General features: G+C 62.2%; 12 protein-coding genes and 1 riboswitch. Of the genes, 1 reads left to right on the top strand and 11 read right to left on the bottom strand.

Annotated elements, in window-relative coordinates:
• Positions 1-415 precede the first annotated feature (415 nt).
• From JM946_RS03830 to JM946_RS03855, 6 genes are all read right to left on the bottom strand, one after another.
• Entirely contained in the window at positions 416-1,360 is a 945-nt protein-coding gene (locus JM946_RS03830; RefSeq protein ID WP_203165809.1) for a hypothetical protein, read from the bottom strand.
• Between the two features lie 479 nt (positions 1,361-1,839).
• On the bottom strand, positions 1,840-2,847 hold the full coding sequence (locus JM946_RS03835) for an HNH endonuclease (protein ID WP_322110890.1): 1,008 nt from the start codon (positions 2,845-2,847) through the stop codon (positions 1,840-1,842).
• A gap of 188 nt (positions 2,848-3,035) precedes the next feature.
• A complete protein-coding gene (locus tag JM946_RS03840) occupies positions 3,036-3,842 on the bottom strand; it encodes a peptidylprolyl isomerase (protein ID WP_203166545.1) in 807 nt (268 codons plus the stop codon).
• Positions 3,843-4,063: 221 nt separating this feature from the next.
• On the bottom strand, positions 4,064-4,549 hold the full coding sequence (locus JM946_RS03845) for a carboxymuconolactone decarboxylase family protein (protein WP_230979439.1): 486 nt from the start codon (positions 4,547-4,549) through the stop codon (positions 4,064-4,066).
• Between the two features lie 65 nt (positions 4,550-4,614).
• Entirely contained in the window at positions 4,615-5,496 is an 882-nt protein-coding gene (gene sigJ, locus JM946_RS03850) for an RNA polymerase sigma factor SigJ (protein ID WP_203165811.1), read from the bottom strand.
• 21 nt (positions 5,497-5,517) lie between these two features.
• Complete coding sequence (locus tag JM946_RS03855) at positions 5,518-7,314, bottom strand: sulfurtransferase (protein WP_203165812.1); 1,797 nt, start codon at positions 7,312-7,314, stop codon at positions 5,518-5,520.
• 114 nt (positions 7,315-7,428) lie between these two features.
• Here JM946_RS03855 and JM946_RS03860 point away from each other — a divergent pair, with 114 nt between their 5' ends.
• Positions 7,429-9,255, top strand: a complete 1,827-nt coding sequence (locus tag JM946_RS03860) for a DUF885 domain-containing protein (RefSeq protein WP_203165813.1) — start codon at positions 7,429-7,431, stop codon at positions 9,253-9,255.
• A gap of 76 nt (positions 9,256-9,331) precedes the next feature.
• On the opposite strand, the gene JM946_RS03865 is transcribed toward JM946_RS03860, so the two are convergent.
• From JM946_RS03865 to rhaI, 5 genes are all read right to left on the bottom strand, one after another.
• The gene (locus JM946_RS03865) at positions 9,332-10,054 is read right to left on the bottom strand and encodes a putative Ig domain-containing protein (protein WP_203165814.1); all 723 of its coding nucleotides are present in this window, start codon (positions 10,052-10,054) and stop codon (positions 9,332-9,334) included.
• Between the two features lie 152 nt (positions 10,055-10,206).
• Positions 10,207-10,293: riboswitch (cyclic di-GMP riboswitch) on the bottom strand.
• A 472-nt stretch (positions 10,294-10,765) separates the two neighbouring features.
• A complete protein-coding gene (locus tag JM946_RS30170) occupies positions 10,766-13,210 on the bottom strand; it encodes a DEAD/DEAH box helicase (protein WP_230979440.1) in 2,445 nt (814 codons plus the stop codon).
• Positions 13,211-13,328: 118 nt separating this feature from the next.
• Positions 13,329-13,706, bottom strand: coding sequence for a DUF3037 domain-containing protein (locus JM946_RS03880; RefSeq protein ID WP_203165815.1), 378 nt, complete (start codon positions 13,704-13,706; stop codon positions 13,329-13,331).
• On the bottom strand, positions 13,684-14,460 hold the full coding sequence (locus JM946_RS03885) for a HipA family kinase (protein WP_203165816.1): 777 nt from the start codon (positions 14,458-14,460) through the stop codon (positions 13,684-13,686). The genes JM946_RS03880 and JM946_RS03885 overlap by 23 nt, the downstream gene beginning before the upstream one ends.
• Positions 14,461-15,037: 577 nt before the next feature.
• Positions 15,038-16,342 carry an L-rhamnose catabolism isomerase gene (gene rhaI / locus JM946_RS03890; protein ID WP_203165817.1) on the bottom strand — a complete coding sequence of 435 codons (1,305 nt, stop codon included), beginning with the start codon at positions 16,340-16,342 and terminating at the stop codon, positions 15,038-15,040.
• Positions 16,343-16,391: the final 49 nt, after the last annotated feature.

Consider the following 16,391-nt stretch of genomic DNA (forward strand, 5'->3'; position numbering starts at 1 on the left):
CGTTCGTGGTAGGCCATAGTCGCGGAAGAAGACAAAGAAGAACACTATTCCGCCAATCCATCCCGCCGACCAACCACCAAGCAAAATCCGCACCAAGTCATAATGGCTGTGAAGTAAAGAACAAATAGCCCGAACACATATGTTCGCCAATTGAACAGCCAAAATGGGATCAGCACGCCCCTCTCACGCTTGACTAGTAAGTAGAGCCAAAGAAGCGCGTGCAAGACGGTGAGGATTGCACGCGTGAGAACGAAACCCATCTTTAGCCACACCTGTGACGCGCGTGCTACGTATAGATTACCGACTCGAATCATCGCAGCCGACTTCGTCGGGCACAAACTGCGCTCCCCCAGAAGAACCTCATTCAGCGGCAGGCTGCACTACTCGGAAGGAACGAAGATACTCGTGACTCCCTTCACTCCCAGAGCCCGCTGAATTGGATCGTCCGCATGGGCACAGTACGCAGTCCACTGAGCGAACGTACTCTCACCAAGATCAGATGTTTCAACAACGGCCAAGTTCTTGCACCATTTGGTCCGCGCACTTGGATATCTCGACGCCGAAAGCCACAAGTCCGCGTCAGCAGAATCTTCGCCGTCACCGATCTCGATGTATCTTCCTTCGCGAGCAGTTCAGTGACCTTAGCGGCCAACGTGTCTATAAATATGGCCACATCCGCATAACCGGATGGGAGATCCTTGATGGTTTCCGCCGGTAACGCATCGGAGTAGCGCGTGAAGACGTGAAGGCCACGGGCGAGCAACTTCTTGTTGGTCTTCTCTGATGAAACGGCTTCCTGAAGCATCGACAAGCAGAGGTTTATAACATCCTCGATCTGGGATCCTTCGTGAATCTTCGCGCTACGAATCACAGCATCTAGGGCCCTATCGGCGAGCTCTGAATCGCCCCCTTGGGCAATCACAAGCAGCGGAGCCAGAGCTTGGCCTCCGTACGATTCAAGGCCAGCTATAATCAACTCTGTTTGCTTCTTGTCATCTGAGTTTAGCTTGCTCAAGACATCTGTCACGGCGGCCAATTGAGTAGATCGTGTTTGTGATTCAAGCAACGAATTCTGATTGCCGATCAGAGTGTTTTGCTGCTTAAGAAGTGCAACCTGCACACCCGTCATAACAAGAGCCCCAATTCCCGCCACGGTCAATACCAACCTCGGGCGTAGATATGCAAACAGAACGCCGAGCGCCGCCGATCGGGGGAAATCCCTTTCGCCTCGCTGCCATTTCACTCCATCGGCAAACAACGTTCGCAGCCCACCAAGAACGCTAGGCTCTCGCTCCTTCATCTCCTCGCGAAGTCTCTCTAACTCCCGCCGCATCATCTCAAGTGTTTCTGCGTCAGACATTTGGAAGTCCGCCTTGTTAGAGGTGTTTAGACAACCGCACGGCATCGAATCTGGGGCTAGAATGGATTGATGACATCAGCCAAAATATCCTCATCGCCAGCAATTATCGAGCGGCGACACTGCGTCTCCCGTAGCTGCCTATTTCCGAGCGAAGGCTACGTGTAAGTCAGCGGCAACTCACGCTGCTCATCGCACGTGTAAAAAACTTCGACGAGGCTCGTACTACGAGCCTCATCTCCGCTTTCGGTCTGAAACGGCCATGCCGCCGTAGACCAATGATCCCTTGCGGCTCAAGCGCAGAAATCCCGATCGCAGGGGCGTCACGCGCCCAGCGCAATCGGTATGCGACTCCGAAGCAATGATCGCGGGGCTATAGCAGACGACTGTCCCAGCGCGGTCTGCGCGATGAGAACAGTTGCTGACCAAGATCAGCTATCGATTTTAGTGCTCATGACACTGCGAGACTCGCCACTTCCGGCTCAACCGGTCCGCAAGCGATGTAATAGCGATTGGATCGCCCATGCGTGGTCGTAAGTTTCGCCGTCCCAGCGAGTGGCGGCGGTGCGGCGGTCGATGTGGAGCCCTAGTGCTTCGTGCGTGGCGACGAGTTGCTGCCGATCACCGAGGGGCTGGGTGTGGTTCTGTAGGGTGCTGTCGAAGGATTTTCCGGTCGGTGTGACGAAACGGATCGCGCCGTCGTCGAGCGTGAGGACTACAACGTTGCCCTCGTGCACCTGGCGGTGATGGAAACGACAGAGGCTCACGAGATTGGAGAGTTTCGTCTCGCCACCGTGGGCCCAGTGTTGGATGTGGTGGCCATCGAGATAGCGCGTGTTGGGGCAGCCGGGGAAGCGACAGCAGCCGCGGTCGCGTGACTTCATCGCGCGGTGTAGTGCGGGCGGAATGCTGCGGGTCTTTCTGCCTACGTTGAGGGGCTCGCCGTGTGCGTTCTCAACGATAGGAACGATGCTGCAATCACAGGACAGGCGCCGCGCCGTTTCCGCAGCAACGCTCGGCCCATGTTCGAAGTTACAACGGCCCGCCGTACTGTCCCGCAGCGTCTCGGCGTCCACGTGCACCACGATCTGATGTCGATCGCCACCTTTGAGCGCGACCGGACCTTGGGCGAGAAACGTTTCCGCCATCATGGCCAGGGCATCCACCCTTTGGGCCGATGGATGGACGCGCCGTTTAACATTCGGCGTTTCCGCGGAAACGTCATCTTTCATCGGAATCTCGTCGCATGCAGCCTCGATGGCTTTGATGAACATCTGACCGGCTTCAGCGGGTAGTCGTGCTTTGATCACGAGCATGCCACCTTCGTCGTGGAACCAGGTGAGCTTGCGATTGATCTGCTGATGCGCTTCTCGGCCCAGCTCCTCGGCCTCCTTGCAGCGGCGGAAGTCGCGCACGATGCGCTCCACATGCACGGCCGTGCCGTGGAGCGCGTACATGAGTAGCGTGTCTTCGGTGTTGGCGCAGGCCACGCGCGTTAGCGCGCGAACCTTCGCATAGCTCAACTCACCGCGCCATCGCCGCGGCGATTTTCGGCAACTTCAGCAGGGCATTTGCCGTGCGCACCTTCTCGCGCGCTGCTCCCATGTCGAGCCCGCACCAGCTTAGCCAATGCGTGCAGGAGGCCGTGGCGCCATCTCCGCCCCAGCTATCGCCTCGCTTACTTCGCCTTTCGAACCGGCAGCGGGACGCTGCAAACATCGATGCGGCCGGCGGGGACTTTGTACCATTCGTCCGTGCGATTGCGGCGCGACTCGATGAGGTCGGTGAAGGTTTGGGTGTCGGTACGTAGCACTTCGAGGTTGGTGCGCTCGGCAACGGGAACATCAGCAGCCAACCGAATCTGCATGATGGGCGTACGCTCTTCCGGCTTTTGATAGAACCCCATAGGCCCCCTGCCGCGGGGCATGGTCGAAAGCACATCCATACCCTGAAGCACACGACCTACCAAAGTGATGTTCCGATCGAGCATCCGAATGGCATGCCCATTCACGACGTACAACTCCGCGCCGCTGCCACTACCAGCGTCATTGTCGCGACCGGCGCCGACCATGCCGTAGCAGTGCACCAGCCAGGCAGAGCCCTGAGCAGCCTCGCGAGCGGCGGGGAAGCCATTCACGAAACCGGTCTGCGCCGCGTAAGTATCCGGATCGGGCAGCGCGGTGAATTTCAGGCCGGCGGCCGGCCGAGTGAACTCCGGCGCCAAAGCAGGCTTAGCCTCACCAAAGGACTTCGGAGCGTGCGCTTCGCCCCACTGTACGACGAAGTTGTCCTGCGAGCGCGTGATCGCCAGCCCATCGAAATACTTCGCTCGCGTCAGCGCGCGCAAATTGGCAGCGTGCTTGGGCGCGAACTCTGGCTGCAGTTCGATCACGATGCGACCCGCAGCCAGGTCCATATACAAAGTATTTTCGGGGTCGACAGGCCGCCAGTCCGACGGCTTCGAAGCCGCCAGCACATCAGCCATGGTGCGACCGGCGGCACTCGAAGATAACGACGCAAACAACAAAGGCAGAGCAGCGAACGCAACGACCTGCAACGACTTGACCACGGCGAGTTCCTTGTGAGACTGGCCGCGACTATGCCTCCGTCCCCGCAGGCAACGCAAACCGATGCGAGGGCAGGCATGCGCCGAATCGAGTCGTCGCACGCCCGCAAGGATGGCTCGTCAGCAAGCGGACAAAGCGCTCATGAAGCCGGCGCTCGCGCGGCCTTCAAGCTACCGGCCTTGTAGCTGCCCGCCGGAAGATTGAAGGCAATGTTTAAACGGTTCCAGCCGTTGATGACCACCACAGCAATGGTCAGACGCACCAGCTCTTCGTCGCTGAACTGAGCCTTGGCCTGATCGTAGACGGCATCGGGCACGTGCTGATTTTCGAGACGCGTCACGGCTTCGGTCCACGCCAGCGCCGCTTTCTCGCGCTCGCTGTAAATCGAGGTTTCGCGCCACACGCTCACCAGGTACAGCCGCTGCTCGGTCTCGCCTTCCAGACGCGCGTCCTTGGTGTGCATGTCGAGGCAGAAGCCGCAGCCATTGATCTGCGAGGCGCGGATCTTGACCAGCTCCAGCAGCGCCGGCTCCAGGGTTGAGTTCTCGTACGTGGCCGCCAGGCCCATCATGGCCTTGAACACGTCGGGGTGCTTCATGATGTTGTACGGGCGATTCTGACTCATGAGACTGTCCTCCAAAGGGTGTTTACGCCCTATAGACGAAACAGCTCCGCGGGCTGTGACAGCCTTCAGCCGGCGCGCGAAAAATCCGCCAGCTTGTCCGGATTGGCGACCGTGTAATAGGCGTAAATGCGTTCGCCGTCGGTGTCGATGGTGGTCACCGAATGCAGCTTGCCGTTGAACGAAGTGGCAATCCCCAGCTCGCCGTTCACTCGCACGATGCGTCGGTCGATGACCAGACCGCGACGGAAGATCATCATCCAAAGCTGCGCAATGCGCTCGGCGCCGTGCAGTATCCGAAGGGCCGCGGTGGCCTTGCCGCCGCTGTCGGAAATCAGGTGTGCGTCGCTCGCGAACAGCGACTTCAGTTCTTCGATGTTGCCGTCGTTGGCGGCACTGACGAAACGCTCCAGCATACGCAGTCGGGTCTGCTCATCGACCTGGAAACGCCGGCGCTCGCTGGTCACTCGTTCGCGAGCTCGATGCACGAGTTGCCGGCACGCAGCCGCGCTCTTGCCAAGCATGGCGGCGATGTCGTCGTAGTCGCAGTCGAAAGCATCGTGCAAGACGAAAGCGGCGCGCTCTTCTGGCCCCAGCCGTTCGAGCATGTTCAGAAAAGCAATCGATAGATCGCTGGCCTGCTCCGCCTTGGTCTCCGGCGTGGCCGAATCGATGTCCGCGAGCGGCTCGGGCAACCACGGACCGATGTAGACCTCGCGCTGGGCCTTGGCTGAACGCATCCGATCGATGGACAGCCGCGTGACGATGGTGGTCAGCCAGGCCTGAGTGGAGCGCAGCTCCTCGGTCTGCGATTCACTCCAGCGCAGCCAGGCGTCCTGCAGAACATCTTCAGCGTCCGCGCGCGAGCCGAGCATTCGATAGGCGATGCCGAACAGCCGGGCCCGTTCGGCGGCGAAAGCATCGGCGGCAGAGATTGGATTGGCGCCCATGGTCGGATGAAACAATAGGGATCAGCTGGCAGCAGCCGCCCAAGCCGGGGGCGGCGCCCTGAACGTGACCGGCTGACGACTCACCGGATGTCTGAACGTAATCTCGAACGCGTGCAGACACAACGGGGGCGCGTCGACACTGAGGGTCTGCGTCTCGCCCACTTCGTTGCCGCCGAAATATGCCGGATCTCCGCATACCGGCCAGCCGAGGTGCGCGGCGTGGATCCGAATCTGATTGGTTCTCCCCGTACGTGGGCGTGCTTCCAACAAGGCCGTGCCATCGCCGAAACGTTGCAGGACGCGGAAATCGGTGTGCGATGGCAGCCCATCCTCTAAATCCACGCTGCGCGATCCGACTTTGCCCGGCTCCTTGCTGATGGGCGCCATGCAAACAAACTCGTCGGCCTCGGGATGTCCTTTAACGCGCACGAGGTACACCTTATCGACCTGGCCCTGCGCAAACTGGTCCTGCACGAGCCCAGCGAAATGGCGGGTTCGAGTCAGCACCTGCACACCGGTGGTATTCGCGTCCAGACGATGCGCGGGCCGCAACTTCTGCGGCGCGTACACATCGAACAGCAGCCATTGCAGAGTATTGCGATAGAAACGTCCGCCGGAGTGAACCGGCAGCGGCGCCGGCTTGTTCACCACGACGATGGCTTCATCCTCATGCAGGATGCGCACGTCCATGTTCACCGCCGGCTCGATGACCGCCGGCAACCGATGCAGATAGCGCTCGCCTGTCCTCACCCGATGCGTAGCGGCGACGGGCCCCTTCTCCGCGGTGAGAATCAAGCCGTCCGCGCACTTCTGCTCCCACACTTCGATGGGAATGTATCGAACCACGCGATACAGCGTCTCCACGATGGTCTGGCCATCGCATTCCACCGGCACGTTCACCGGCTTGTAGTGATCGTACGGTTGGCTGCCGGGCAGCGGCGTGATCAGCTTGCGAATCGTTTCATGCCGCCGCGCGATGTTCGCTGCCATCTGCTCGGCGGGCGTCTTGAAGCAATACGGGCAGGAGCGGCCCGGCACGTAATGCGGATGTTCCTGCTCGGCCTGAGTCAGCGGCGACTGGCACTGAAAACATTGCGCCGATTGAGTCTCGCTCAGCTTGGGATCCAAGCCGACGCGCTGGTCGAACACAAAACATTCGCCTTGGTAGTGCTCGCCGCCCACTTCCTCGAAATATTTCAGGATGCCGCCATCCAGCTGCAGAATGTTCTTGAAGCCCACCTGCTCCATATACGGGCCGGCCTTCTCGCAACGGATGCCGCCGGTGCAGAACATCACCACCGTCTGTTCTTTCAATTCCTCCGGCAGCTTGGCGACGGCTGCGGGAAAGTCGCGGAAGTGATCGACACCGATGGGCAGCGCGTTCTTGAACGTGCCGAGCTTGATCTCGTAATCGTTGCGCGTGTCGAGCAGCGTGATCGGCCGACCTTCATCCAGCCACTGTTTGAGCTGGCGCGCCGCCAGCTTCGGCGAAGTGCGCCGGGCGGGATCGATGCCCGGCACGCCGAATGCGATGATCTCCCGCTTGATCCGCACCAGCATGCGACGAAACGGCTGGTGATCGGTGTGACTGAACTTGGGCTGCAGGTCTGCGAGCCCCGGCCAGCTGCGCAGCTCCGTCAGCAGCCGTTCGATCTGCGGCTCGCCCCCGGCCACGAACAGGTTGATGCCCTCGGGGCTGAGCAGGATGCTGCCTTTGAGCTCGGCATCGGCGCACAGCGTTTGCAATCGGACGCGCAGCGCCTTCAGGTTGTCCAGCGGCAGGAACTTGTAGGCGGCGATATTGACGATGGGGTTCATGGAGGGGGCGCATCTTACGGGCAAAGCCTGCGAGCATGCTAATGTCGAGGGATAGCCGGCCCCGAGGCTGTAGGGGTTGGCGCTACATCCATTTGCAGATTCGAGGGGAAGTGAATGCAGAGAAGCAAGCTGCTGGCAACTCTGACCTATGCTTTGTTGCTCCCAGGCCTGGCCTGCGCCCAGGAAAGTTCCACCCGAGCCGCTCCGACCCGGAGCGCCCAGGCTCAACCCAGCCGCTCCACCGTCGACGCGTTTTTCGCTCGCTTTAGCGATGAATGGGTGCGCGGCAATCCGGACCTCGCGACCAGCTCGCGGTATTTCTCGGGCGAGGAACAGAGCCGCCTCGAGCAGCAACTCACGCCGCGCACGCGCGCCTACTCGCTGGAACGCATCAAGCTGGCGAAGCGCGGGCTCGCGGATTTGCAGAAATACGATCGCAGCAAGATGAGCGAGGCGCAGCGCGTCTCCGCCGAGCTGATGCAGTGGCAGCTCGAAACCATTGTCGCCGGCGAAGCCTATCTGGATTACGACTTTCCGCTGGACCAATTCAGTGGCGCCAATGTGGGCCTGGTCGAGTCGCTCACGCTGCGCCATCCGCTGGTCAAACCCGAAGACGCGTCCAATTACGTGGCTCGCATGAAGCAGATCGGCACGCGCATGGACGAAGCAGTGGCCGAGGCGCGTCGGCTGGCCGCCAAGAAAATGGTGCCGCCGCGGTTCATCGTGGAGACCACGCTCAAGTCGATGCGCACCTTCAGCGACGCCGCCCCGGCACAGAATCCGCTGGTGACCGCGTTTGCTCAGCGCATTCAGAACATCGAGGGCTTGAGCACCGCGCAACGTACGGAGTTGCAAGGCCAGGCGACGCGGATCGTCACCGAGCAGGTGTATCCGGCGTGGCGTCGAGCCATCGCGCTGCTGGAAGGCATCCTGCCGAACACCACCAACGACGCCGGCTTGTGGCGCTTCGAAGGCGGCGACAAGGCCTACGCGTACGCGCTCGGCCGCTTTACCACCACCAAGCTCACCGCCGATGAGATCCATGAGATCGGTTTGCAACAGGTGGCGCGCATCGAAGGCGAGATGGACAAGATCTTCCGCAAGCTCGGCCGCACTCAGGGCACGGTCGCCGAGCGCGTCAAGCAGCTGCGCGCCGACTTGTCCTATCCCGATCCAACATCGGATGCGAGCCGCTCCGCCATCATGCGTGACATCGACGCCATGATGGCCGACGCGCTCAAGCGCAGTCCGTCACTGTTCGATCTGCAACCGAAGTCACCGGTGGTCGCACAACCATTCCCTCGCTTTCGTGAGGCGAGCGCCGCGGCCAACTACAACCGCGCGCCACTCGATGGCTCGCGCTCGGCGATCTTTCAGATGCCGTTGCGGCCGCAGCGCATGACCAAGTTCGGGCTGCGCACACTGGTGTATCACGAGACCGTGCCGGGTCATCACTTCCAGATCGCGCTCGAGCAGGAGAACACCGAGCTGCCCAAGTTCCGCCAGGCGCGCGTGCTGGGCGGGATCTCGGCCATGTCCGAAGGCTGGGCGCTGTACGCGGAGAATCTGGTGGCCGAGAACGGCTGGTATGAAGGCGATCCCGAAGGCTTGCTTGGCATGCTGGACGCGCAGTTGTTCCGCGCACGGCGTCTGGTGGTCGACACTGGATTGCACGCGAAGAAATGGACGAGGCAGCAAGCCATCGACTACGGCCTCGAGGCCAGCGAAGTCGAACGTTACGTGGTGTATCCCGGCCAGGCCTGCTCTTACATGATCGGCCAGCTGGAGATTCTGAAGCTGCGCGATCGCGCTCGCGAAGCGCTTGGCGACAAGTTCTCGCCTCAGCAGTTTCATAACGTGGTGCTCCGAACCGGCACCGCGCCGCTGGAGCTGCTGGGACGTGAGGTCGACCGCTACGTGGCGAGCGCTTCGGCGAACTGAGAAATAAAAAGGGATTGGCGTCAGCGCGACGCCAATCCCTCCCGTCAGATCCTCTAGGAGCTGCGTACGATGCGAGTTAGCTGATCGTGCGCGAGATGACGTTGGAGAGCTTGCTCTCTTCGCCCGACGCCGTGAAGGCACGCACCGCGAAGTAATAAGTGCCACGCGGCAGGTTCTGCACCGTGAAGGTGTTCTGACCCGCGCTGGCCACTTCGATCGACCGCACCATCGCGTTCTGGTTGGTGCCGTAGTGAATGCGATAGCCCGCCAGATCCTGCAGCGTCTCGCCCGACTCGGTGCGAGTCGGCACGTCCCAGGACAGAGACACGCCAGGACCGGAAGCGGCCTGCGAGGGCGTCGAGCCGGTCGCGCCGACGGTGATCGAGAAGGCCGTCAGGGAGGCGCTGGCCTTGCCATCGCTGACCGTGATCACGATGTCGTTGGTGCTGGCCTGCGAGGTCGGCGTGCCGGAGAGCTGGCCGGTGGCCGTGTTGAACTGCGCCCAGTCGGGCTTGTTCTGGATGGAGAACGCGAGCGTGTCGCCGTCATCGTCGGTGGCGTTCGGCGTCATCGAATAGTTGCTACCGACGGCGGCCTCCGTGACCGGAGTACCGGAGATCTTTGGCGCGGAGTTCGCGCCGCTATTGGCGCTGCCGTCACCGGAAGCGCCGGAAGCGCTGGCTGACGCGGCGCCGCCGCCACCGCCACCACCACCGCAACCCGCGGTCATCACACCCGTCATCACCAGCGCCAGCAAGCCACCACGCTGCACCCACTTCCCGACATTCGCCTTCTGCATCAGACAGCCCTTGTTACATCTGCCGGCGCTCGCGCGCGCGGCGTGAAATTTCCAAGGGCGGACGGGGTCACTCACCTGCGACCCGACGAATCATCGGTGTACTCGCGTACACATAGAACAGCCGTGCTTGCGGCACAGTGTGTTCTCGCTAATTCGGCAGCCCCGCTGTCATCGGGCGTGAGCCCTTTAGACCGGTAGCTTTGCGTCCCCGACTTTCGACGGGTTTGCCCTTGACGGTAGCGAGCCTCGATTGCTCCCTCTCGAGGTGGCGATAGCCGCTGGTTGCGCGCGCACACGCGCCGCCGGCACGGCTGTCACCTTGTTTCAGTCAGACGAAGAAGTTTTCTAGACTCCTCGACCCGCTGCGGCATCCGCACTCCATGCGGATCCGTTTGTGATCATTGGACGCCAGTTTCGCGCTTGCGCGGCTCCTTACCCATCGGAGAGGCACCCAATGTCTTGACGCGGGATGGAGCATAGCGACCCCCGGCGAATACTCAATCCTGTCTGCGAATAGCGGCAACGTCGCTGTCCCCCGACGTTTGCAAACAAACATTGGCGCCGGCGATTGTGACTTGGATCACATCGGCCAATCTGGATCGAGTCACGCCTGGTTGCGGCTCGGATTTCGGCCGCAACGTTTTCAGGCTTTATTTATAGGGGTTTGGTGATGATCGGACGGCTCGCGTTGGTGGGCGCGAGCCGCCGGATTCAACGACGGCGTTTGCTGTCGCGTGGCGCGCGGGACTTCGGCTTCGCGCCTCTGGTCTCGGTCTTGTTACCAAATTTCGGCGCGCTCGGGCGCTCGCGTCGGAGCTTTTCTACGTGCGATTTCAGGGCTCGACTGATCTGGAGCGGCTGCCCCGCGACGCGGACTTTCTGCAGCGTGCGAAACACGTCCTTGGGCATGCCCGAAGGAAGATCGACGAAGCTGTGATCGTCGCGGATCACCACGCGGCCGATGTGGCGACCTTCCAGGCCGACTTCGTTGGCAATGGCGCCGACGATGTTGCCTGGCTTGACGCCGTGCATCAGGCCGACTTCGACCCGATACGTTTCCACGTCCTCGTCGCCGCCGCGCCGGCGGCCCTCGCGGCTCTCATCCCCGCTGCGGCTTTCCAACCTGTCGCGGCTCTCGCGGCGGGCAGGCCTGTCGTCGCCGGCATCGCGCCTTGGTCGGCGCTCGCGTTGATCCTCTGTAGTGGCCTCCGCCTCAGCACGTTCCGTATGCCGTTCTTCAGGGAATGTCTCAGCCGCTTCGGACTCGCTCGTTCCGGTCACGCTCGCTTCGACCTCGCCTGGTGCGCCGGTGAGACCTTGCCGTTCGCGCTCGGCACGCTGCAGCGCCCGACGCTCGCGGCGATTCGGCGGCCGCGGCCCTTGCTCGACCTCGTCCGCTTGCTCGGAGCGTGCGGCTCGGTCGGGCCGCTCTGCTTGATGCGCCCAGGTCGCTCGCTCGGGCCGTCCTGTTGATTCGTCGGCTTCCCTTCGCTCGAACCGTGCAGCTCGTGGCGACCGGGCGGCGGGTTCGCGGTCTTCGCTTCGATCGGACCAGGCGGCTCGTTCCGACCGTGCGCCGGACGCCCGTTCTTCGCTTCGCTCGAACCGTGCAGCTCGTGGCGACCGGGCGGCGGGTTCGCGGTCTTCGCTTCGATCGGACCAGGTGGGGCGATCGGAACGGCGCGAGGAGTCAGAGGGTTCGGCTTCGAGGCGAGCGGCGCGCTTGGCGTATTTTTCGTCGCGGGCGGCGCGATCGGGGCGAGGGGCGCGTTCGCGGCGGGGGCGATCGGATGGGTCCTGGTCGTACGCGCGGGCCGAGGGTTCGAGCAACAAGGGAGTGGCCCCTTGGGCGATGCTGGCGAGGGCGGCGGCGATCTCGGCGGCGGAAACGTTGTTGTCTCGCTCGTAACTCTCGATCAGCGGCAGAAACGCCTGGCCGGCATTGGCAGCAATCGCCGCCGTCAGCTTCTCATTGAACCGGGCGACGCGACGTTCGTTCACATCCTCGATGGTGGGCAACTGCATCTGCTCGACGTTCTGCCGAGTCGCCCGCTCGATGACACGCAGCATGTTTCTTTCACGAGGCGCGATAAACAGAATCGCCTCACCGCTGCGCCCCGCCCGCCCCGTCCGCCCGATACGATGAACATATGACTCGGGATCGTAAGGCACATCGTAGTTCACCACATGACTCACCCGCTCCACGTCCAACCCGCGCGCGGCAACGTCAGTAGCAACAACGATATCGATCTGCCCCGACTTCAACCGCGCAATCGTCCTCTCACGTTGGACCTGCGCGATATCTCCATTCAAAGCCTCGACTGCAAACCCACGAGCAGACAACCGCTCCGCCAACTCTTCGGTCGAAATCTTGGTGCGTGTGAAAACGAGCATGGCGTCGAACGGCTCGGCCTCGAGAATCCGCGTCAACGCATCGAGTTTGTGCATGCCGCTGACGATCCAATACCGCTGCCGGATCTTGCTCGCCGTGGTCGTCTTGCTCCGAATGGTCACTTCCGCCGGCGAGCGCAGATGATGTTGAGCGATGCGCCGCACCTGCGCCGGCATGGTGGCCGAGAACAACGCGATCTGTCGCTCCGAGGGAATCTGCTCCAGGATCCACTCGACATCGTCGATGAACCCCATGCGTAACATTTCATCCGCCTCGTCGAGCACGAGATGACGCAGCGAGGAAAGGTTGAGCGTGCCGCGCTTCATGTGATCCATCGCGCGACCCGGTGTGGCCACCACGACATGTACGCCACGGCGCAGGCTATGCAGCTGCGGCGTGTAGCTCTGCCCGCCATAGACGGGCAGTACGTGAAATCCCTTCATGTAACTGGCGTACCGCTGGAACGCCTCGGCGACCTGAATCGCCAGCTCACGCGTCGGCACCAGCACCAGCGCCTGAGGGACCGCCTCGCCGATGTCGATCTTGGAAAGAATGGGCAGTGCGAACGCCGCCGTCTTGCCGGTGCCGGTCTGCGCCTGGCCGACCACGTCGCTGCCGGACAGCAGATGAGGAATGGTGGCGGCCTGGATGGGCGAAGGGGACTCGTAGCCCACGTCCCGCAGCGCTTTGAGCACGGCGTCGCTCAGGGCGAGGTCTGTAAAAGCGGGGCTTTCGCCCGGGGTCTGTTCGGAAGAAGCGGGCAAGGAAACCTCGAATTTCGCGGGCGCGGACTGCGGCAAGGGCGCGCGAGTTTACACATCCAGCGGCCGGTCCGCAGGAAACAGTGAAATCACCGCCGGCTCTGGCTTATGACAGGCGGCGTCAGCGCCGCACCATCTTCTGCAACAACTGCTCGAGCACCCGAGAAGGTTCATCGGTGCGGCCGGTATGGACCGACGAGGTCTGGATCATGGTACTGCGCGGCGCCACCAACCAATGGAAACGCTCGCGAGGCGTGAGTCGACCGATCGGGCCGGATCCCGAGCAGATGGCAGGGATGCTGGCGAGATTCTCACGAACCATGTCGAGATCGATATCCGGGGCGAGCGCACGCAGGCGCTGCTCGTCCAGTTCGATGCGGGCGGCGAGGTACTCCAACGCCGGACACGAGACGATCACGCCGACGTTGACGAATTCTTCGCGTTCGACCCGAGGCACGACGCGAATGATGGCGTAGTCATACGAGCACGGCGCGCGCACGCTTCACCTCGTCGAAAAACAGATGCGGCGCCTGCAGGCGGCGCAGGAGATATTCGCCATAGGCGGCGCGATATTCGGCGGCGCTCGAGAAAGTCGCATCGCCTCTCAGCAATGCGTCGGGAATCAAGGCCACGATGTGTTGGATGGCTGCGGGGGTGATGTGTGTGAGCATGTGCTCGTGCGCTTCATCCAAAGCGGTCGCGAACGGCAGCAGGACGTGATCGCGGATCATGGGAAATGCGTCGCGGCTTCGTTCCAGATATTGCGCCCAGGAGTGATGAAAGTACAAAGCGGCGCCGTGATCGATGAGGCGCAGCTGGCGGTGCCACACCAGCATGTTGGTGTTGCGAGCGGTGCGGTCGACGTTGGTGACGAATGCGTCGAACCAGACGATCTTCGAGGCGAGGATCGCGTCGGGGTGGAACACCACGGGGTCGAAGGTGATGGCGCCGGGGAGGTAGTCCAGGGCGACGTTGAGGCCGCCGCTGGCTCGAATGAGATCCTGGATTTCGGGGTCCGGTTCGGTGCGGGCCAGGTCGGGGTCGAGCTCTATCAACACGATTTCTGGCACTGGGAGGCCGGCGGCGCGGGCGATTTCGCCGGCAATGAGTTCGGCGATCAGCGCCTTGGGGCCCTGGCCGGCGCCTCGGAATTTGATGACGTACATGCCTTCGTCGTCGGCTTCGACGATGGCAGGTACAGAGCCACCCTCGCGCAGAGGCGTGACGTATCTTGTGACTACGACGTTTCTCACGGCTGTGATTATACAGTCGGCTGTTTAGAGGATGCCTTGGTGGCTCACTGTCGGGTGTCAGGGAGAGATGCCTTGGTGGTTCACTGTCGGTGTCAGGGAGAGATGCCTTGGTGGTTCACTGTCGGTGTCAGGGAGAGATGCGCCGGTGGCTCGCGGCGGCTGCCGGGGGATATGCCTCCCCGGCACCGCTGCACCCGCCGCGCGTCGCTGTCGCTCGCGCGTTGCTTGTACGTCCATGTAGCGCTAATGGGTCAACGTCCCTGTTGATCCCATTTGCCGGGGAGGCATATCCCCCGGCAGCCGACGCCGACAGCGCCGTTGTACGGCGAGCGACGCCCGGAGTGTGCTACCGATAGCGCGGTTGCACGGAGAGCCTTGCTCGGAGGCTGTCGTCGATAGTGCAGTGGAAATGCGAGCGGTGCGGTGCTCAGAGGTTGCTGCCGAGCGCAGTTGCACGGCGAGCCGTGCTCGGTGGATGTCGTCGACGGCGCGGTGGTATCGGCTGTTGCTGTTGATGGCGCGGTGGTAGCGGGGGCGGCGCCGGTGTTGTGGTACCGGCGCACATCCTGTTGAAGTGCTAGACGATGCCTCCGCCAAAGTTTTGAGCGCTGGGGCGTTTGTTGGCGCACTCGTTTCTGTAGTTGCTGCGACGGTAGGCCCCAACGGGGTCGATAGCGGCGCCCTTCTGTAGCCGAGCGCGGGCGAGGATGGGCTGAACGTCGGTGGTGAAGGCGCGCTTCAATGTTTGGGCGGCCATCAAGGCATCGTTCCCCTGTTGGTAATCAGAGAGCGCCTGGCGATCGACCAGTAATGCCTGCGCGTAGGCGCGTTGCAGTTCGATGGCGCTGGTCATCAGGCTCTCGATGGGATCGGTGACGTTGTGGGACTGATCCAGCATGTGCGCCGGCTGGAAATCCGGGGCCTTGCGCCATTGTGCGTCCACCAGTTCGTTGAAGATCAGGAACAGCCGGTACGGGTCGATGCAGCCGGTGTCGAGGTCGTCGTCGCCATACTTCGAGTCGTTGAAATGGAAGCCGCCGAGACGGCGAGCGTGCACCAGGCGGGAAACGATCATCTCGATGTTCACATTCGGTGCGTGGTGACCGAGGTCGACCAGGCAGAACGCTTTCGGTCCCAGCGTTTGGGCGGCCATCAGCGAGCTGCCCCAATCCTGAATCACCGTGGCATAGAAAGCGGGCTCGAACATTTTGTGCTCGATGAGCATGCGCCAGTCCGCCGGCAGCGCTGCATAGATCTGCGCAGTCGATTCGAGATAGCGCTCGAAGGCGCGCCCCAGGTGTTGCTGGCCGGGGAAGTTGGCGCCGTCGCCGATCCATACCGTGAGTGCTTTGGAGCCGAGCAGTTGGCCGATGCGGATGCAATCGATGTTGTGTTCGATGGCTTGCGCGCGGACGGCGGCGTCGGTGTGGGTGAGGCTGCCGAATTTATAGGAGAGCGGTTGACCGGGCCGATCCTGGAAGGTGTTCGAATTGACCGCGTCGAAGCCCAGTCCCAAGGCAGTGGCGCGTTGGCGTAGCGCCGGCATGTCCTCGGTGTAATCCCAAGGTAGATGCAACGAGACGGTCGGCGTGGCGCCGGTCAGGCTGTGAATGACCGCGCAGTCTTCGAGCTTGTCGAAGACGTGGCGCGGCTCGCCCCTGCCGGGAAAACGTGCGAAGCGAGTGCCGCCGGTGCCGACGCCCCACGAGGGAATGGCAACTCCGAAACTCGCGACGGTGTTGGTGATGGCGTCGATATCGAGGCCGCGACGCTGCAGGATGGTGCCGAGCGCTGCGTAGTCGGCGTCGAGGTCCTTCGAAAGTCGAGCGTTGTCATCTGCGATGAAAGCACGATCACGCGGATCCGCGTATTTATCGGTCATTGTATCCCCCTAATCTCGAGCCGGGATCGGGCGGGACGCTAGCTCGTCC

Source organism: Steroidobacter gossypii (assembly GCF_016801985.1).
Lineage (GTDB): Bacteria > Pseudomonadota > Gammaproteobacteria > Steroidobacterales > Steroidobacteraceae > Steroidobacter > Steroidobacter gossypii.

What these genes read in the sequence shown, in the direction of transcription:
- JM946_RS03845 (WP_230979439.1), bottom strand. Translation starts at nt 4,549, where the DNA reads ATGAGTCAGAATCGCCCGTACAACATCATGAAGCACCCCGACGTGTTC.
- JM946_RS03830 (WP_203165809.1), bottom strand. Translation starts at nt 1,360, where the DNA reads ATGTCTGACGCAGAAACACTTGAGATGATGCGGCGGGAGTTAGAGAGA.
- sigJ (WP_203165811.1), bottom strand. Translation starts at nt 5,496, where the DNA reads ATGGGCGCCAATCCAATCTCTGCCGCCGATGCTTTCGCCGCCGAACGG.
- JM946_RS03855 (WP_203165812.1), bottom strand. Translation starts at nt 7,314, where the DNA reads ATGAACCCCATCGTCAATATCGCCGCCTACAAGTTCCTGCCGCTGGAC.
- JM946_RS03860 (WP_203165813.1), top strand. Translation starts at nt 7,429, where the DNA reads ATGCAGAGAAGCAAGCTGCTGGCAACTCTGACCTATGCTTTGTTGCTC.
- JM946_RS03840 (WP_203166545.1), bottom strand. Translation starts at nt 3,842, where the DNA reads ATGGCTGATGTGCTGGCGGCTTCGAAGCCGTCGGACTGGCGGCCTGTC.
- rhaI (WP_203165817.1), bottom strand. Translation starts at nt 16,342, where the DNA reads ATGACCGATAAATACGCGGATCCGCGTGATCGTGCTTTCATCGCAGAT.
- JM946_RS03865 (WP_203165814.1), bottom strand. Translation starts at nt 10,054, where the DNA reads ATGCAGAAGGCGAATGTCGGGAAGTGGGTGCAGCGTGGTGGCTTGCTG.